The sequence below is a fragment of the Enterobacter cloacae complex sp. P2B genome (genome assembly GCF_014895985.1).
GTDB classification, from domain to species: domain Bacteria; phylum Pseudomonadota; class Gammaproteobacteria; order Enterobacterales; family Enterobacteriaceae; genus Enterobacter; species Enterobacter bugandensis.
The window spans coordinates 96,650-114,096 of record NZ_JADBQQ010000005.1 but is presented as its reverse complement, the minus strand read 5'-3'; the positions used below and the strand labels follow the sequence as shown (position 1 = coordinate 114,096).

At 53.2% G+C, this 17,447-nt stretch carries 17 protein-coding genes; 14 read left to right on the top strand and 3 right to left on the bottom strand.

Translation table 11 applies throughout. The annotated features are described in order from the left end of the window. Nucleotide 1 precedes the first annotated feature (1 nt). The 10 genes from IM313_RS04845 to IM313_RS04800 all read left to right on the top strand — a co-directional run bounded on the left by IM313_RS04845 (nt 2) and on the right by IM313_RS04800 (nt 10,702). On the top strand, nt 2–442 hold the full coding sequence (locus tag IM313_RS04845) for an HK97 gp10 family phage protein (protein WP_192971356.1): 441 nt from the start codon (nt 2–4) through the stop codon (nt 440–442). Further along, entirely contained in the window at nt 439–822 is a 384-nt protein-coding gene (locus IM313_RS04840) for a hypothetical protein (protein WP_109174252.1), read from the top strand. Before IM313_RS04845 ends, IM313_RS04840 begins: the two co-directional genes overlap by 4 nt. A 62-nt stretch (nt 823–884) precedes the next feature. Next, on the top strand, nt 885–1,628 hold the full coding sequence (locus tag IM313_RS04835; protein WP_192971357.1) for an Ig-like domain-containing protein: 744 nt from the start codon (nt 885–887) through the stop codon (nt 1,626–1,628). 57 nt (nt 1,629–1,685) lie between these two features. Continuing rightward, nucleotides 1,686–2,357 (top strand): DUF6246 family protein, encoded by a 672-nt coding sequence (locus IM313_RS04830; RefSeq protein WP_192971358.1) that lies wholly within the window; start codon nt 1,686–1,688, stop codon nt 2,355–2,357. Between the two features lie 12 nt (nt 2,358–2,369). After that, a complete protein-coding gene (locus tag IM313_RS04825; protein WP_192971359.1) occupies nt 2,370–5,312 on the top strand; it encodes a tail protein (tape measure) in 2,943 nt (980 codons plus the stop codon). Nucleotide 5,313: 1 nt separating this feature from the next. Continuing rightward, nucleotides 5,314–5,808, top strand: coding sequence for a hypothetical protein (locus IM313_RS04820; RefSeq protein ID WP_192971360.1), 495 nt, complete (start codon nt 5,314–5,316; stop codon nt 5,806–5,808). Next, nucleotides 5,808–6,278: a hypothetical protein gene (locus IM313_RS04815; protein ID WP_192971361.1), complete on the top strand. Its 471-nt coding sequence runs from the start codon at nt 5,808–5,810 to the stop codon at nt 6,276–6,278. Before IM313_RS04820 ends, IM313_RS04815 begins: the two co-directional genes overlap by 1 nt. Then, nucleotides 6,271–6,708, top strand: coding sequence for an NlpC/P60 family protein (locus tag IM313_RS04810; protein ID WP_192971362.1), 438 nt, complete (start codon nt 6,271–6,273; stop codon nt 6,706–6,708). Before IM313_RS04815 ends, IM313_RS04810 begins: the two co-directional genes overlap by 8 nt. Then, nucleotides 6,650–9,133, top strand: coding sequence for a host specificity factor TipJ family phage tail protein (locus IM313_RS04805; RefSeq protein ID WP_192971363.1), 2,484 nt, complete (start codon nt 6,650–6,652; stop codon nt 9,131–9,133). The genes IM313_RS04810 and IM313_RS04805 overlap by 59 nt, the downstream gene beginning before the upstream one ends. 57 nt (nt 9,134–9,190) lie before the next feature. After that, nucleotides 9,191–10,702 (top strand): hypothetical protein, encoded by a 1,512-nt coding sequence (locus IM313_RS04800; protein WP_192971364.1) that lies wholly within the window; start codon nt 9,191–9,193, stop codon nt 10,700–10,702. Here the strand turns inward: IM313_RS04800 and IM313_RS04795 are convergent. Together IM313_RS04795 and IM313_RS04790 are read right to left on the bottom strand one after the other, a co-directional pair. Next, a complete protein-coding gene (locus IM313_RS04795) occupies nt 10,699–11,814 on the bottom strand; it encodes an SGNH/GDSL hydrolase family protein (RefSeq protein WP_192971365.1) in 1,116 nt (371 codons plus the stop codon). The genes IM313_RS04800 and IM313_RS04795 overlap by 4 nt on opposite strands. Beyond that, on the bottom strand, nt 11,811–12,881 hold the full coding sequence (locus IM313_RS04790) for an acyltransferase (protein WP_193034373.1): 1,071 nt from the start codon (nt 12,879–12,881) through the stop codon (nt 11,811–11,813). Before IM313_RS04790 ends, IM313_RS04795 begins: the two co-directional genes overlap by 4 nt. 144 nt (nt 12,882–13,025) lie before the next feature. On the opposite strand from IM313_RS04790, the gene IM313_RS04785 reads away from it, so the two are divergent. Together IM313_RS04785 and IM313_RS04780 are read left to right on the top strand one after the other, a co-directional pair. Beyond that, nucleotides 13,026–13,331: a hypothetical protein gene (locus tag IM313_RS04785; RefSeq protein WP_192971367.1), complete on the top strand. Its 306-nt coding sequence runs from the start codon at nt 13,026–13,028 to the stop codon at nt 13,329–13,331. 1 nt (nt 13,332) lies between these two features. After that, nucleotides 13,333–14,598, top strand: coding sequence for a Y-family DNA polymerase (locus IM313_RS04780; RefSeq protein ID WP_192971368.1), 1,266 nt, complete (start codon nt 13,333–13,335; stop codon nt 14,596–14,598). Here IM313_RS04780 and IM313_RS04775 read toward each other — a convergent pair. Then, complete coding sequence (locus IM313_RS04775) at nt 14,591–15,262, bottom strand: SOS response-associated peptidase (RefSeq protein ID WP_192971369.1); 672 nt, start codon at nt 15,260–15,262, stop codon at nt 14,591–14,593. The two genes, IM313_RS04780 and IM313_RS04775, sit on opposite strands and share 8 nt — an antisense overlap. Before the next feature lie 405 nt (nt 15,263–15,667). Here IM313_RS04775 and dacD point away from each other — a divergent pair, with 405 nt between their 5' ends. After that, nucleotides 15,668–16,834: a serine-type D-Ala-D-Ala carboxypeptidase DacD gene (dacD, locus tag IM313_RS04770; protein WP_192971370.1), complete on the top strand. Its 1,167-nt coding sequence runs from the start codon at nt 15,668–15,670 to the stop codon at nt 16,832–16,834. 119 nt (nt 16,835–16,953) lie between these two features. Then, nucleotides 16,954–17,427: a DNA gyrase inhibitor SbmC gene (gene sbmC / locus IM313_RS04765; protein WP_028013756.1), complete on the top strand. Its 474-nt coding sequence runs from the start codon at nt 16,954–16,956 to the stop codon at nt 17,425–17,427. The last annotated feature ends 20 nt before the right edge of the window (nt 17,428–17,447 follow it).

The following is a 17,447-nucleotide window of genomic DNA, read 5'->3' as shown; positions in this document are numbered from 1 at the left end:
CATGGGCATCAAAGTGAAGGGCATCAGCCAGGCGAAGAAGCACCTGAATGATGTCATCAACGACGTTAAGGGGCGCAAGGTAATCCGTGCGTTGCAGTCGGCGATGATTCTCATCGGCGCCCGGGCAGCCTATTACACCCCGATCGACACCTCAACTCTGATTAATAGCCAGTTTCGGGAAATCGACGCTGGCGGCGTGTTCATTACCGGGCGCATCGGCTACTCAGCCAACTATGCTGCGTACGTCCATGAGGCGTCAGGCAAGCTGAAAGGCCAGCCGCGCGCGCACTTCGGTACGACCCGTTCAAGGCAGCAGTTCGGCGGCGGGACAGGAACGGGCAACTACTGGGATCCGCATGGCGAGCCTAAGTTCCTGACCAAAGGTGCGAATGACGAGCGCGATAACGTTGACGCGGTGATGCGCAAGGAGCTTTCGCTATGACACCCATGATGCACGAGCGGGTGCGCAACATGTTCGGCGACGCCGGGCTAACGACCGGATTCACGGTGCAGCAGTTGATGTACGACGACCCTGGCGACCTGTCGAAGGCGATCATGGTCTTCAGGCCAAACGGCGGGTCGAATATTCGAACTGACCTAGGCTCTGAGTATCACGTCCTGGTCGACGTCGTCGGCGCGAAGGACAAGCGCAAAGACGCGCTCAATGCCGTGCAGCGCATCGTCGATTATGTCAAGGCCAACCCCATGGCTGACGAGTGTGTCGGCTACATCCAGAACATGGGCGCAATTCCTGCGCCGGTGCTCACAGAAGAAGGGCGAATAGTCTTCCGACTCCAGTTCGCCTGTACTTACGGCGAATAGCCATCCCAAACAAATAACCCGCTCCGGCGGGTTTTCTTTTATACGTCAAAGAGGAGTTTCACATGGCTAATTGCCAGAACTCGAACGAGCGCCTGTTCGGCGGTGCGGTCGTGCTGGAAGTCGCCGATGGCTGCCCGGACGTCAAACCACTCGAAGGTGAGTGGATGGCGCTGGCCGCTGGTACGTCGAAGGGCTTCGACTTCAACCCGAACTCGGTTACCTCTGATGCGGATGACGGCGGCGGCTATGTCGAGACCATCATCACCAACAGTGACTTCACCCTGAGCTTTGAAGGCGAAGTGCGCAAGAAGGACAAACTGGATCAGTACGGCGTTGGCAAGTTCATCAAGTATTTCGCTGACGAGCTGAAGGCCAAGCGCCAGCCCGGTATCTGGGTGCGCATGGACTACGGTCCGGTCGAATTCATCGGCTACATGAACATCACGGCGCTGAGCTCTGACGGCGGCACCAACGACATCGTCACGTTCTCGACCGAGTTCAAAGTCGGCGACGCGAGCACCATCGAAGTGAATGAACTGACCGCAGTGGCAGTGACTGGCGTGACGGTAACCCCGGCAACCAGCACCGGCACGGCAGGCGGCACCAGCACCTTCACGGTGAATATCGCACCAACTGGCGCTACCAACAAAGACTTCACTGTAGCGACTACCGACGCGACCAAAGCAACGGCAACCGCCTCCGGAAACGCCGTTACCGTGACGCGCGTCGCCACCGGCAGCGCGCAGATCATCATTAACACCGAAGACGGCAACTTTGTGGCCGTGCATACGGTTACCGTTACCTAACGGATATTCCAAAGGGCGGCGTGCTGCCCTTGATAATGTCCGTTTACTGGAAGGCTTATGACCGCTTTAACCGATATTGGCGAACTCTCGATCAGCGACAGCCGCGAAGGTGGGAAGGATTACCTGTTGCGACCTTCATTCGAGGCCATGACCAGGATCGGCACTCCCGAAGAGATTGTGCAGGCGTACGCCACCATCCACGGCAATGATGTCGCTCAGCTCATGGAGGTGTGCGCAGGCGCGCTGGGGTACTTCCCCGCCTGGTTATCTCCATCATTCAATCGCGCCGCTGAGAAGCTGCTATCAACATGCATGCTGGTGCTGCAGGCGTGCTGCGAGGAAGACCTGACTCCAATGATCGGCGAGTGGAAAGGGTGGCGGCACTGCGTAGTCTACCGCCCGGGCCAGATGCCGAAGAACGACATAATCGTACTGGCGCAGCATCTCATGCAGCACGGTGTCGTCGGAAAGGCAAAGGTTCGCCAACTGCAGCGCCACGAAACAGGTGCGAGAACGAACGAATTTAAAGCCTTCGACTACATCAGCGCGGCACGCAGCCACTTTGAAATGAACCGAGCCGAGGCCTCTCAGTTAACGATGACCGAATTCCAGATGCTGCTGGCGTCGAAATACCCTGACCAGAAAGGCTTTACTCGCGAAGAATACGACAGCATCGCCGACGAGTACCTGGCTAAACAGGCCGCACGCAGGGCAAAAGCAAAGCAATAACCGGAGAATGACATGGCAGGTGAGAAGAACGCCGGTAGCATCGTGTATGAAATCAGCGCCGACGTTGAGCCGCTGCTACAGGGCGGGAAACAGGCCATTGATGCTCTGGACAAACTGGATGCTGCGGCCCAGCAGTCAGGTAAGGGAATGGACAACCTCGACCAGAGCGCGTCTCAAACCGGATCCGCATTTACTGAACTGGCCGGTTATGCCAACTCGATGGATAACCAGCTGCGCAAGCTGAACACCAACGTGAGCGGAATTGCCCGCGCAATGGAAGAGGCCCGCAGCGGTACCGGCGGTGCGAGCAGCGAATTCAGTCGTGCAGAATCAATCATCGAGGCGCTGGGTAACCAGCTGGCTGTGCTGGACGAAGCGCAGGAGAATGGCGCGCGTAGTGCCGCAGTCCTGGCTGCGCAGTTGCGTGCCGGGTCGAAAGCGACAGACGAAGAAAAGCAGAAGATCGGCGAGCTTACTGGTCGCCTGTATGACATGAAGACTGGCGTTGAAAATGGCGCAAAAGGCACTGGCAGCTGGAAGTCCAGCATGCAGCAGGCAGGGTACCAGGTTCAGGACTTCATTATCCAGGTGCAGGGTGGACAATCTGCTCTGGTGGCTTTCGCGCAGCAGGGGTCACAGCTTGCTGGTGCGTTCGGCCCTGGTGGTGCGATTGTCGGTTCAATCATTGCGCTGAGCTCGGTTCTTGCTGGTGTTCTTATCACCTCGCTTAATGGCGGTAAAAACGCCATGGAAGCTCTGAAAGATGCAGCTGAAGCGATGGATAAGGTCATTACCGTCTCTCAGAATGGTGTGGCCGCCCTCTCAGATAAGTATGCCAACCTGGCAAGAACTAACGCAGAGGCAGCAACCATCCTGAGAAATCAGGCAATGATTGAATACAACGCTGCCATTGCGAAGATCCCTAAATCAATCAACGATGCGTCAAACTCCATTGTTGGCTTCACCGATAAGCTGAAAACGTCATTCGTAGGCGGTATCGCGTCGATTGACGAATTCAATAAAAACCTTTCGACCGTCGGCGTAACTGCAGATGGCTATTCGAAAGCTATGGAGCAGGCGAGGAATGCCGGGGCGAAATTCACTGTTAACGCTAACGCGATCCAGAACACCGTAACCACACTTGCGGATAAATTTGGCGTATCGGAACAGCGGGCATTCGAGCTAAGCAAGCAACTCTCTGATGTGGCGAATAATCCTACGCCTGAAGCACTGCAAAGACTGGTCCTTGAGCTCCAGAGCACCGAAAGCTCGACTAAATCCGGTGCCGATGCAATCAGGACTTTCCTTGGGCCACTAACCGAACTCGTACGCGTTGCTGGTGAAGCACAGATCAATCTTTCTGGAATGAAAAAAGAGGTCGACAACCTGACCTCCGGCCAGAAAAACCTGATCAAGCAGTCTGAGCGAAACCTTGCTCTGTCGAAACTACAGGGCGAGGCCCGCGCGCGGCTGCAGGCGCAATACGCCGCCGAAGATGCCGGGTTTGCGAAGGATGATCCGCATGCCAAGCAGATGGAAGATGATGCTGCTGCTACGTACAAAAATACGCAGGCGCAGAAGACGCTTCAGTCTGAGCAGAAGAAGGGGGCTTCCCAAGCTGATTCTATCGCCCAGAAGCTGGCGAACCTGAAACAGCAATCAGAACTGGCGGCAGACTCAACGAACAAGCTGAGTCGCGAGCAGGCCATCCTGACTGCGCAGCAGTCGCTCGGGAAAGGAGCTACTAAAGAGCAGATAGCGCTGGCAGGTCAGTATGCGGCAAAAAAATGGGATACAGCCAACGCCATCAAAGCTGAAGCTGCAGCACAGAAGCTTCTCCCTGAAGCGGCTGAGAACGCCAGTTACAAACAGGATGTTGAGGATCTGAATACGGCGCTGGCTGCGAAGAAAATCAGCCAGGAACAGCACAACCAGACCTCAGAACGACTGGCGGCAACGCACCAGGCTAACCTCGCGAAAATCCAGTCTCAACAGGCTGTGACGCCACAGCAGGAAGCGGTCGGCGGAGTTGACCCTGTTCAGCAGCTGGCTAACGAGAACGCCAAGAAACTCGCGCTTATTCAGGCATACGAGCAACAGGGGCTTATTACTCACCAGAACGCCATGGCATTGCGTGCTGCAACTGACACGCAGTATGAGCAGGCGCGCATCGCTGCCCAGTGGGAGATTTTCCGCAACCAGAGTATGGGTAATGAGTTGCTGGCCGCGAGTTTTGACTCTCTCGCAGGCAATGCATCCAATGCCTTTACCGGGATCCTGACCGGAAGCATGTCGGCACAGGAGGCAATGCAATCTCTCGCCAGCAACGCCCTGAATAGCCTGATTAACGGCTTCGTTCAGATGGGAGTCGACTGGGTTAAATCAGCCGTGATGGGTGCTGCTGCGCAAACTTCTGCGATAGCCACAACCACTGCGGCGCAAACTGCTGGTTTAGCGACAACCACTGCGGCAAGCACCGCGGCGGCCACTACCACAATGGCGGTCTGGACCCCTGCGGCGGCCGTTGCCTCAATCGGTTCATTCGGTGGTGCTGCGGCTATCGGTATTGCGGCCCTTATTGCTGCTATGGCGATGGCTGGCGGTATTGCCGGGAAGCGTAAGAACGGCGGCCCGGTATCGGCTGGACGTACGTATCAGGTGGGTGAGGGCGGCATGCCTGAAATCTACCAGGCCAACAATGGCAGCCAGTACATGATCCCCGGCGACAACGGAAAAGTCATCAGCAACAAGCAGATGAATTCCGGTGCCGGCGGTAGTTCTGTGCCTGTCACTATCAACATTCAGAACTATACCGGTGCAACTGTCGACGCGCAGGCGACCCAGAACGGTAACGGTGTGACGATCGATATGATTGTTGCCGATATCAGCCAGGGCGGGCGCATCGGCCAGGCTATCCAGCAAAACCACCAGGCACCACGCAAAGCAAGGGGATAACATGCCAATTCCGTACCCTGACTGGTTGCCGCTGGCCCAGAAAGGGAAATCGCCAACCACCGATACCGGATTTCGCGTCGACCAGCCGACGGTCGGCGCGCCGGTATTTCAGAAATTAACCGACGACCTGAAGACGTCCTTCTCGTTGACGTGGATCTTCACACAGGATCAGCACCGGGCATTCATGCAGTGGTTACGCAGCCCAAACTACCTCGACAACTGCAATAAATGGTTCACGATGCCGCTCGGCACCGGGACAGGAGACACCGGCGTCGAGGTGCAGGAATTACACTTTCTCTCCTGGCCGTCATGGTCACAGTCCGGGTCAATTTTCACGTGGAACGGTGATGTCGTTGCGCGCGAGCTGGTTAACTCCGATGATGAGTTTGACGACATTATCGTTGAGCTGCCTCCACCGTGGGCCTCCTGGCTGGACATCATTGTCACGGGCTATCCTGACGGGCGCGACCCGGAGAGCTTACCGAAGGTGCCATAATGCCGACGCTCAGAGAATTCCAGAGCCGAAGGCCAAACCGAATCCTGTACGAAACGATTACGTTTTACAGCCCGGTCTTTGGCCATATCAGGCTCGTTAATAACCAGATTTTCCCCAAAACGCTTGGCGGTCAGGTCTACACACCATGCAGAATGGAGTTAACCGAAAGCCAGCAGAGCAACACGCCGATCCTCGACAGCACCGTCAAATTTGGCCGTCTGGCGCAGGACTTCAAGCAACAGCTCAAACAGTGGAAAGCCTACTCGCGCATCACGCCTATCTCGGCGACGTACCAGCAATTTGATGCAGCTGACATGTCCACGGCCATCAAGTCGTGGACGCTCTACGTCAGCGACTGCTCGATGGACGACAAGGACGTGACGTGCAGCCTGACGCGCGTAAACCCGCTTAATCGCAACGTCGGGCGGCTGTATACCGTCGAAGAATATCCGGGGCTCCAGAATGCTTAAAGACGAGTTTATATCACGTATAGAGGGCATCCCCTGGAGTGACCGCGCCTGCAGCTTTGAGGCTGCCGACTGCTGGGGCCTGGTGGTGCTCTATTACCGCCATGTCCTGGGAATTGAGATCCACCAGTCCGCGGATTACGAATCCGGGCGCGACTTCATGACGTGCTATGGCGCTGATGTCGTTTTCTGGAAGCCCGGCACCAAGTTCACCGAAGACGGAATCTTCGTCGCCTGGGTTGGCAGCCAGCCAGTGCACGTTGGATTGATTGTCGACGGTCGTGCGCTGCATAGCCGTGGGGAAAATGGACACGTCAGGTTCGACGCAATCAGGACCATTCAGAAGCTATTCACCAGAGTGGAGTTTTACACCTATGCCGGTAATCGAGATTCAGCGCGTTCCGGGGATGCCGAAGGACCGGGCGGTAGTTAAAAGCGGCACTGTATTTTCGGAGTGGCTGGAGCAGGAAAGTTTTCACCGCGATATCCGCATCAACGTTAACGGCAAAGAGCTGCATCCTGATGATGAGCTGAAGTTTGCACTTCAGGAAGACGACCGGGTAATCATTTTCGACCAGCCGAAGAGTGGCGGCCTTGTCGGTACGCTGCTAAACCCCCTTGAGCATTTCAACCCGATAAAGTTCACCCAGAAGGTGCTGTCTTCGCTGATGCCGAAGCCAAACACCAACGCCGCCAGCGGGAACAGCAAAACCTCTCCGAACAACAGCCTGAAAGGGCAGACGAACATAGCGCGCAATGGCGAGGCGAAGCCGGACAATTTCGGCCAGGTTCGTTCCTTTCCGGATCTGGCTCAGGAGTCGCTATTCGAATATATCAGCAACCTGAAATACATCACTGAACTGATGGTATTCGGTCTGGGGAAATACGATGTAACGTCTGTGCGCTTCTCAGAATCGAATCTCGGTTCTATGGCCGGTGCCAGTTATACCATTTACCAGCCAGGTGATGTCATTCCGGTTGTGAATGAGGGCTATCAGTTCGACGACGTTGACGGGCAGGAAGTGCCCGGTCTGAACGAAAGCGACGATTTCCCGATCGAGACGGCAACAGCAAACACCGTCATCAGTGGCGTTTATGCTGGCGGGCAGATAGCGATGAAAATCGTTAAACAGGCGGACTTCGACTACTTCGCTGACCTGACCTTCCCGCACCCGGTCACGTTCACAATCAACGTGACGTACCCAATCACCGGCGGAACGCGCACGGAAGACGTAACGCTTTCCGGTAGGCTCATCAGCTTTGCGGAGACAAACGATGGATCAGTTGTCAGCCCTGTTTACTATTACACTTTCACGTTCGACAACCTGAATGGTCCGTCTATTCCCATCCAAGACGCAACAATCAACACAACCAAGTTCATCTTGAACGATAACGCCGCGCTGATCGTCGGTCCGTTCTTCTCGCCGATACCCTCAAGTCAGCTGTGGCTGCATACGCAGTCCGGGCTCGGCGGGAACAGCGAAACGAACTGGGTGGTCAACATCTGGAAAGTGGACAATGACAACAACCTGATCCCAGGAACTGAACAGACGTTCACCTACCGTCAGACGACGCCGCACGACTACATGTCGGAGACGTTTAACCGGACCGACAAAATCACCCCGGCTGGCGGGTTTGGGCGCTATGCTATTACCTTCCAGAGGACGGATAACAGCAGCGACGCGAGCAAACTGCAGGTAGAAGAGATTCATGCCGTAAACGTCAGGACGAACGTTATTCATGCGGAAGATTCACTGGTTATGGTGAAGGTGCGCGCTACCGAGAACGCCACAAGCGGGCGTGACAGGAAGTACAACGCGTTAATCACCCGCCACGTCATCAGCTACAACATGACGACGCAGCAGGTCGACTACACGCTCAGGCCATCGCGCAAGTTTGCTGATATCGCGCTGTTTAACTGGCTGATCGTCGGGCAGCAGCCGGAGTCGAGCATTGATATCTACGGCCTGTACCAGATACAGGCTGAAATTGACGCTATCGATCCACGCCTGGGGTTTTTCGATTACACCTTTGACGATGAGGATGTGTCGCTCGGTTCTCGTATGGAGACCATCTGTGACGCTGCCAGCGTCTCGGTTTACGACGACAACGGCGTGCTGTCATTCACACGGGACAGCAAAAAGACATCTGCGGCCACGATTTTCAACCGCTCGAACACCAAACCTGATGGTTACTCGCTCTCCTACGACATGACGCTACCTGGTGGCTATGACGGGGTAGAGGTGCAGTATCGCAACCCGGACACCAATAAGCAGGACTTTGTCAGGTACCGGATATCCGGCAATTCAATCATTGAAGGATCGCCGGCAAAAGCGAAGAAGTTCGAAATGCTGTACGTCAGGAATCGCTTCCAGGCCGACGAACGAGCGCTTCGGGAATGCAAGAGACTCATCTACTCTCGTATGACCATGCAGATCACCGCTATGGCAGACGGAGAATGGGTGAACATTGGCGATATGGTGCAGGTGCCGGACACATACGACACCAACCAGCAGGCCGGTTATATCGTGTCGCGGGCCGGGAATGACTTCGAGACGAGTGAACGAATCAACTTCTCCGGAACTATGTTTGTGCAGGTCACGGATTCGTTCGGCGCCACCACGGCGCGATACCCGGCTTCTCCGCGTGCTGATACTGCGTTCGGCTTTACGGCAGCTATCCCGAATATCGAGCTCAACCTGTTTGATGGGGTAGATGTTCAATCACCATCTAGGTACGCCATCGCGACATCAGAAGAACTCGATGCAGGCAGATGGACGATTACTGCAAAACAGCCAGATGGAAAGGGCAGTACCGCGTTAACCCTCGATGAGTACAGCGATCTGATTTACCAATAAGACCCATCCCGATCACCTCAACCCGGCCACTGCGCCGGGTTTTTTTATGGAATCAATATGGCTACGCAACCGACGCAAGATGCAGTACCAAGCGAATCACCTCGAGACCTTAAATTTAACGCTGGCAGAATTGACGAATTCGTCACCTCATTTGTCAAGCAATACATTGACCGTTTTGGTAATGCCCATTACACGATTGAAGGGCTTAAACAGCTGGTGCTGCAGCAAATTTATAACCTCGGATGGAGTTTTGCAGGCTCTTTCCAGGATGGTGGCACTGTGACGTCCGCTGGCGATCTGTTGCAGGATGAAAGCACTAACATCTGGTACCGATGGGATGACCTCGAAACCCTGCCAAAAACTGTACCAGAGGGCTCTACCCCAGCGACTGCTGGCGGAGTCGGGGAAGGAAAGTGGCAGCCTGTCGATGTGAGTGATGTGCTCAGGAAGCAACTGGCACAAGACGACGGCATGAAGCTGATTGGGCAGAAAGTTAACTATGGAATTCCTTCCGGTTCGAGTTTAACGAGGGGGCTTATCTGGGCGTTTGATAAGATTAAGGGCTGGTTACGAGTAGGTGGGTCGGACCTCGAACCGCTTGATGACGAAAAAAACTATTGGCGCGGATTGCCTTCTAAAAACTCCTGGGGTGACCCTGCAAATATAGGTGACTATTCTATTTCATTTGGACGAAATGGGGCGTCTTTTGCTGTTTACACCGTGACGCTCGGGCATGACTGCGTCACTTACGGAGTGGCATCCTTAGCAGGCGGTGCAGGTAGTGCAACTGGTAACCCAGATGATATTACATCTCCAAATGGTGAGGGGTATTGCTCATTTGCGTACGGTAAAAACGTAATTGCACTCGGATCTAAATCAGCGGCTTTTTGCGAGGAAGTAGAGGCAAATTCACGAGCATCATTTGCTGCTGGGTATTTTACGCAGGCGCGAGAAGGATTAACGTCTGACCCGGGCGGTGTAGCCAGTGATGGGATCGGTGCTACTGCGTTAGGTTACAGCACACGCGCTGCGGGAGACGGATCTTTTGCTGTGGGTCGTGACATCCAGGCTTATGGCGGTTCTGTTGCGATAGGTTCAGGCATAAACCCAGGTAATCCGGCATCCAACCCTAACGCAAAATCTGTAGCGCTGTATAGTAACTCTGTAGTGCCAGGGATTACTGTTGCGCCAGCCGGAGGAGGGGTTTCTGATTTACCATTTGTTGGTATCCATACTTCCTACCCCAAAGAGCCTCTTGATATAGTAATGCCCAATGGGACTAATGCTGCTTTCAGGATTGGTGAAACTGGCACAGCAAGGATCAAACTACAGGGAACATCTAACAGCGGCGCTTCATTAGATATCGCTTCTTTGGAGTGGGCAAGCACAAATGGGGGAAGCGCGGTAGGAACTTTGAAGATCAACATGAACAACGGAGCGCAGAGTATTGAATTATCAGCTGATGGAATGGTGGTTCTGAAAAATGTTAAAACACTGGCTGAAATATCCGGTGCCCCTGCGGGCACCATCTATAAAGATGCGTCAAATTTCCTGAAAATTGTCGTTTAAGTGAAGTCATCGCCAAGGAAGGCTGTGAGCAGCGCTTCTGCGATCACCCTGTGACCCAGGTCTGCAGGGTGGTTAGCGCCATTACCTGTAATAGCGTAAATGTTTTTTCGCTGAAGCATCTGAACCCAGACGTTTGTTATATCTACAAATGTCACATGATTATATTTGAGAGATAACTTTTTCAACTCTTCGCTGTATAAAGGGAAATATTCTTTTTTAGGAAGTACCCACTCCGGGTTAGGAAGGGTAGAAGAAAGCAGTACGATACGCGCATGCTTATTTTTGCTTTTAATATTTTTTATCAAAGCATCGATGCTGAAATAGTATTCTTTCGGTGGCAAATCATTCGAATCGTTCATACCGAAAGAAATGATATAAACATCAGAATCAAGCTTCGTGAGTCTTCCATCAGTGCTGTAGTAGGCGTTATTAGAGGTCCATCCCGGCACCGATGGGTTGTAGTAATGATATTTGCCGCCCTTCATCATAGACATGTAAGCAGACACCAGTCCGACATATGGTGGCTGGTGCGGTTCTGAGTATATGTCGCTGGCATTCGCACCGAAAGTAATGCTATCCCCGTAATACGTCACCTTCATTTCCTGCAGGCTTTTAACGTAATTACGTAAGTCTGTAACCCCGCCACTCATTTTCAGGTAAAGGCGATCTGCCTTCTTGTAAGACGCCGAAATCTGATATTTCTGGTATTCAGTCGTGACGTTGATGTTAAAGTTTTTATCTTCTTTCAGCGGCTTTTTAAATCCTGATTTAGCTACCGGGATAGCAGAGCCATCAGGGATTGCTATTTTGTCGCCTGATACCCTGAAATCGGTACCGTTATGATAGAGCTCACCGGTAGTCTGATTGAACATCATGACCGGGCCGGTAGGCCTGAACAGCAGTTTTTCGCGTTTAAAATCCTCAGATGCGTAAATAGTATCCGAATAAACGAATTTCCCACCAAAGAAAGAAGGGTGAATATTAAATTTATTCACAATGTAGTTGCTGCACTTTACATCCGTGCACGTCGTGTAGTCATCAGGTGCAGCTGGTATTTCAGCTGCGGCACAAAATGACACAGACAATAGTGAAGCAATAATTAATTTTTTCATTTAGCTTTTCCGTATGCTTTTTTCTTTATCCAGCCATTAACAGGCTTTTCAATAAACTTATAGCAGGCAAGGGCGATAACCTGGCAGTAGATGTAATAGACGATAACATAAGGAACTATGCTCACTGTCTTATCGAGGCCAAGTTGCGTCCAGATAAACAGAAATACCGGCGCTGAGATACCGTGAGACAGATACAGGCTGTAAGATGAGTCGCCCAGCAGCAGGAAAGTGCGGTTGTGAGGAATAACCCCTTCAAGGCTCAGAGCCGACCAGACAATCACGAACGCCGGGATGCCCCATGTCAGCAGTCGGGAATAATCGTTATAAGCAAAAACACCCGAGTTAGCGAAAGCAAAAAACGGGAAGAAAGAAGCAATTCCCACCCACGCCAGCCACTTCGGCAGGACGCATCCTGCTGAGTACATGCGGTAAAGATACATACCGAGGATGAATTCGATAAACATCTGGCTGGACAGAGTTACCAGAACTTTGCTTTCACCGTGAGCCAGGGCGTTACCTGCGCCGAAAATTACCAGGGCGCAGACTGAATAAAACTCGAGTGAGTTGGCTTTTTTAATGCCAATCGCAAGCAGGCCGGCGAGTAAGAAATAAAACAGGAATTCAAACTGCAAAGTCCAGCCTATGCCAAGAATTGGCGGCTTATCAAAGTTCATGAACGTCATCGTTTTGATGATCCACACGAGGTCTAGCCGCGAGCCGTTGAAGATATATGCAAAATCTGCAGTAGGTTGGGATATGGCACCAGAATCAACCAGCCATGATATGAACACAACCACTAGTGTCGCCACAAGGTACAACGGCCATATGCGAGTAATGCGGCGCTTTATGAAACCCAGCGGCGTTAATTTTGGCGTCATGCCATCCTTATAGAGGCCGCCGTAAATGATATAGGGCATTATAAAGCCGCTGATGATGAAAAATATGTCAACACCAACACCACCAAGGTTTGTTATCTGTGGGGTGATGCCATAAACGGCAAGGTTTGCGTGAGCATAAATCACGAGGAAGGCGGCAAGGAACCGCAAGTACTGGATGTTGGCAATCATCGTCAACTTTCTTGTCTGTTAAAAGGCGAGTGATTTTAACAGTTAAGATGAATCCGATCATTCTCTTTGGTTTGAACGTTGACCTCCCTATCAACATTAATAATACTGTATGCGTATACAGTTATTTTTTGATGGGGGCCCAGAATGCACTCTACTACACCACGATTCAGGCTTGACGAGATCTGTAAAGTTAACGGCAACTCTCGCCTGGTAGAAACCACAGGTGGTTACGCTATCTTCCAGACTGACCATTTGCCGGGTAATGGCGCGCGCGTTTTGCTTTGCGTATCAGGTCGTCTGCAGTTTGCTGTTGTTATGGGCCAGTCACTCATAACTGAAGAAGGAGAGTGCATAGAGGGCGATATCCTGGAGGATGTTGTCGTGATGGGAGTCGTCACGTTCTTCATAAATGGCGCCACGGCATTCACTGATGAAAACCCGGTGATATGACATGTTTGCGCTTGTAGATGTCAACTCGTTCTATGCGAGCTGCGAGACAGTATTCAGACCGGATCTACGGGGGAAGCCGGTTGTCGTGCTCTCAAATAATGACGGCTGCGTAATAGCCCGTTCTGCTGAAGCCAAGAAGCTCGGCATTAAAATGGGCGATCCGTACTTCAAATGTAAGGATTACTTCCGTCAGCAGGGAGTGGTTTGCTTCAGTTCAAACTACGAGCTCTACGCTGACATGAGCAACAGGGTGATGACAACGCTGGAGGAAATGAGTCCTCGCGTCGAAATTTACAGCATCGATGAGGCTTTTTGTGACCTCACTGGCGTGCGTAACTGCCGCGTGCTGGAGGAGTTCGGCCATGAACTGAAAGATGCAGTGCGCAGGAATACCGGTCTGGCCGTAGGTGTGGGAATAGCTCAGACAAAAACGCTGGCGAAGCTTGCCAACCATGCCGCAAAAACATGGAAGGCCACCGGCGGTGTTGTAGACCTGTCGAACGTCGATCGCCAGAGAAAGCTCATGGCATTGCTGCCAGTAGACGAGGTGTGGGGCGTTGGACGCCGCATCAGCAAGAAGCTTGAAGCGATGGGCATTAAGACCGTGCTTGACCTGGCGGACACGCATATCGCCGTAATCCGCAAACACTTCAATGTCGTGCTGGAGCGAACGGTGCGCGAGCTACGCGGAGAGCCATGCCTTGAGCTGGAAGAGTTCGCTCCGGTGAAACAGGAAATCGTCTGCAGCCGGTCATTCGGCGAACGCGTGACAGAATACGAGCAGATGCGTCAGGCCATCTGCAGCTATGCCGCCCGCGGCGCAGAGAAGCTACGCGGCGAGCATCAATACTGTCGTTATATATCGGTGTTCGTGAAGACGTCGCCGTTTGCGCTGAACGAGCGATACTACGGCAATAGCGCATCGGTAAAGCTTCTGACACCTACCCAGGACAGCCGCGATATTATCAACGCCGCCACCAGGTGCCTTGATGCAATCTGGAAGGATGGACATCGGTACCAAAAAGCGGGGATCATGCTTGGTGACTTCTTCAGTCAGGGGGTTGCTCAGCTCAACCTGTTCGACGAGAACGCGCCGCGCGAAGACAGCGCACAGCTGATGCAGGTACTTGACCAGCTCAATGCCAAAGGCGGTAAAGGCACGCTCTATTTTGCAGGCCAGGGCGTGCAGCAGCAGTGGCAGATGAAGCGGGAAATGCTTTCGCCACGGTATACGACGAGATACTCAGATCTGCTTGTTGTCAGGTGACGGGCTCGATTAACTCCGGCCCCTGGTTCTTCACATTGCCAACGGCGCGCGTCACGGCGTGCCAGATAAACTTGTCGGCTGGCACGGCACCGTCGGCCGCTATCTCTTCAGCTTCTTTGCCTCCTACATCCTGACGCATCCACTCGCGCGCCGCTTCAGGTGACAGAACCAGCGGCCTGCGGTCGTGAATATCGACCAGACCTTTGTCAGCTGCAGACGTCACTATTAGGAATCCTTCCGCTTCATCGCCGCGCTCAAATGGAGTGCTGCCGATTGCCGCCATAAATATTGGCTGGTCGTCGGCCCGGTGAATGAAGTAGGGCTGTTTCTTGTCGCCTTCCTTCTTCCATTCGAACCACCCATCCGCAAAACAGATCGCACGGCCATGCTGCCAGAGGGGTTTGAACATGCGACTTGTGGCCGCCGTCTCGACTCGCGCGTTAATCAGTGGTGCTTTGTCCCACCACCCTGGCGCGTATGACCACAGGACCGGATCGAGATGCAGTTGCTCATCGCGTTCGCTCAGCAGCAGAACTTTGGTACCTGGTGCGAAGTTGTACCGGCCAATGGGTTCCGGGTCGTATGCGATGTCGCGATCTGCTTCGTCGGCCAGGTAAGCCAGATATTCTTCACGGGTTTGGGCTTGTGCAAAACGTCCACACATAGAAACCTCCAGTCAGTCAGACTGAAAGTATAGGGCAGGGAGCAAAATCAGCATTAGAGGTAAATTATTGGTTGTGTACCAAATTGCGTACCAAATAAAAGTGTGATGAGAGAGATGGCTTTAATCGCGCGGGGTTCGTGGCTGCTGCGCGTAATCGTGGAATAAAAAAGTCGGGCGTGCGGCAGAGTCAGACACCAGTAATACCATCCTGTTAAAAAATGACGTCACTATGGTAAACGATCGTGCGGGTCAGACCGAATAAAAAGCGCCGCCGCGGCGCAAATTTGCGAGACCGCTTCCGCGTAAAACCTGCGTTCTGTCACATTTTTTTGCAATTAAGCCAGGTAACGACATCAGAACTCCCGTAAAAAGGTCATCGATTTTTAATGACCTGAGGATATACCGTTGAAACGCCGTCTGTTTATTGCTGTTTCTTTACTCGCTTCGAGTGTCTCATCTGCTTTTGCGGCCGAACCACTGGATTTTTCGCCGCAGCCTCCGGCCATCCAGGCTGGCTCCTGGGTGCTGATGGATTACACGACTGGTCAAATTTTAACGGCGGGCAACGAACATCAGCAACGTAACCCGGCGAGCCTCACCAAACTGATGACGGGCTATGTGGTCGACCGGGCTATTGATAGCCACCGCATTACCCCGGATGACATTGTCACCGTAGGGCGTGACGCGTGGGCAAAGGGCAACCCGGTTTTTGATGGTTCGTCGCTGATGTTTCTGAAAGAGGGCGATCGCGTCACCGTGCGTGACTTAAGCCGCGGTCTGATTGTCGATTCCGGCAACGATGCCTGCGTGGCGCTGGCCGATCACGTGGCGGGCGGGCAGCCGCAGTTTGTGAAGATGATGAACGACTACGTGCAGAAGCTGAACCTGCGTGATACGCACTTTGAAACCGTCCACGGTCTGGACGCGCCGGGCCAGCACAGCTCGGCCTATGACCTGGCCGTGCTCTCCCGGGCCATCATTCACGGTGAGCCAGAGTTTTATCATATGTACAGCGAAAAGAGTCTCACCTGGAACGGCATCACCCAGCAAAACCGTAACGGCCTGCTGTGGGATAAAACCATGAACGTGGACGGCCTGAAAACGGGGCATACCTCAGGAGCAGGCTTTAACCTTATTGCCTCCGCGGTGGACGGTCAGCGTCGTTTGATTGCGGTGGTGATGGGCGCGGACAGCCCGAAAGGGCGCGAGGACCAGGCCCGCAAACTGCTGCACTGGGGGCAGCAGAATTTCGATACGGTGCAGATCCTGCATAACGGTAAAAAAGTCGGAACAGAGCGTATCTGGTACGGCGATAAAGAACAGGTGAAACTGGGCACCGACCAGGACTTCTGGCTGGCCCTGCCGAAAGCGGAAGTACCGAACATCAAAGCCAAATACGTGCTGGATAAAAAAGAGCTGGAAGCACCGATTACCGCGCATCAGCGGGTCGGGGAGATCCAGCTCTATGACCGCGACAAGGTCGTGGCGCACTGGCCTCTGGTCACTCTGGAAGCCGTTGATAAGGGAGGCGTATTCTCACGCCTGAGCGATTATCTTCACCACACGCTTTAACCGCTGATGGGCAGACTGGCAGGGTTGCGAGTCTGCTCACATAATAAACACTCCTCGTTTGCCGATAATAGAAACCCTGCTTTATAGTGTATAAATATACAGTGCTAATCGGAGGCAGCATGGACTACAGCATCAAGCAGCAACAGAAACGTAAGATTGCGGGTTTTCATCTTGTTGGGCCGTGGGAAAAAACGGTCAAGCAGGGTTTTGAACAGCTGGTCATGTGGGTAGACGGGCGTCACATTGAGCCGCTGGAGTGGGTGGCGGTCTACTACGATAACCCCGATGAGGTTCCGGCAGAAAAACTGCGCTGCGATACGGCCGTTACCGTACCGGATGATTTCGTCATCCCGGAAAACAGCGAAGGGGTGATGATGACGGAAATCGCGGCCGGTGATTATGCCGTGGCGACGGCGCGCGTGGAAAACTACGACTTTGCAACCCCGTGGTATCAGTTCTTTAATTCCCTGCTGCAGGATAATAAATATCAGATGGCGCTTAAGCCCTGCTTTGAGCGCTATCTCAATGATGGCAACGCGGACGGCTACTGGGATATTGAAATGTTTATCGCGGTAGAGCACAAAACGGTTTAAGCCTGCTCAATGAAGGGTTT

Excerpts from the sequence above, each read along its gene's own strand:
- IM313_RS04800 (WP_192971364.1), top strand. The coding sequence starts at position 9,191 with ATGGCTACGCAACCGACGCAAGATGCAGTACCAAGCGAATCACCTCGA.
- IM313_RS04810 (WP_192971362.1), top strand. The coding sequence starts at position 6,271 with ATGCTTAAAGACGAGTTTATATCACGTATAGAGGGCATCCCCTGGAGT.
- IM313_RS04830 (WP_192971358.1), top strand. The coding sequence starts at position 1,686 with ATGACCGCTTTAACCGATATTGGCGAACTCTCGATCAGCGACAGCCGC.
- IM313_RS04805 (WP_192971363.1), top strand. The coding sequence starts at position 6,650 with ATGCCGGTAATCGAGATTCAGCGCGTTCCGGGGATGCCGAAGGACCGG.
- IM313_RS04815 (WP_192971361.1), top strand. The coding sequence starts at position 5,808 with ATGCCGACGCTCAGAGAATTCCAGAGCCGAAGGCCAAACCGAATCCTG.
- IM313_RS04835 (WP_192971357.1), top strand. The coding sequence starts at position 885 with ATGGCTAATTGCCAGAACTCGAACGAGCGCCTGTTCGGCGGTGCGGTC.
- IM313_RS04845 (WP_192971356.1), top strand. The coding sequence starts at position 2 with ATGGGCATCAAAGTGAAGGGCATCAGCCAGGCGAAGAAGCACCTGAAT.
- IM313_RS04795 (WP_192971365.1), bottom strand. The coding sequence starts at position 11,814 with ATGAAAAAATTAATTATTGCTTCACTATTGTCTGTGTCATTTTGTGCC.
- IM313_RS04840 (WP_109174252.1), top strand. The coding sequence starts at position 439 with ATGACACCCATGATGCACGAGCGGGTGCGCAACATGTTCGGCGACGCC.
- IM313_RS04790 (WP_193034373.1), bottom strand. The coding sequence starts at position 12,881 with ATGATTGCCAACATCCAGTACTTGCGGTTCCTTGCCGCCTTCCTCGTG.
- IM313_RS04775 (WP_192971369.1), bottom strand. The coding sequence starts at position 15,262 with ATGTGTGGACGTTTTGCACAAGCCCAAACCCGTGAAGAATATCTGGCT.
- IM313_RS04780 (WP_192971368.1), top strand. The coding sequence starts at position 13,333 with ATGTTTGCGCTTGTAGATGTCAACTCGTTCTATGCGAGCTGCGAGACA.
- IM313_RS04825 (WP_192971359.1), top strand. The coding sequence starts at position 2,370 with ATGGCAGGTGAGAAGAACGCCGGTAGCATCGTGTATGAAATCAGCGCC.
- sbmC (WP_028013756.1), top strand. The coding sequence starts at position 16,954 with ATGGACTACAGCATCAAGCAGCAACAGAAACGTAAGATTGCGGGTTTT.
- IM313_RS04820 (WP_192971360.1), top strand. The coding sequence starts at position 5,314 with ATGCCAATTCCGTACCCTGACTGGTTGCCGCTGGCCCAGAAAGGGAAA.
- IM313_RS04785 (WP_192971367.1), top strand. The coding sequence starts at position 13,026 with ATGCACTCTACTACACCACGATTCAGGCTTGACGAGATCTGTAAAGTT.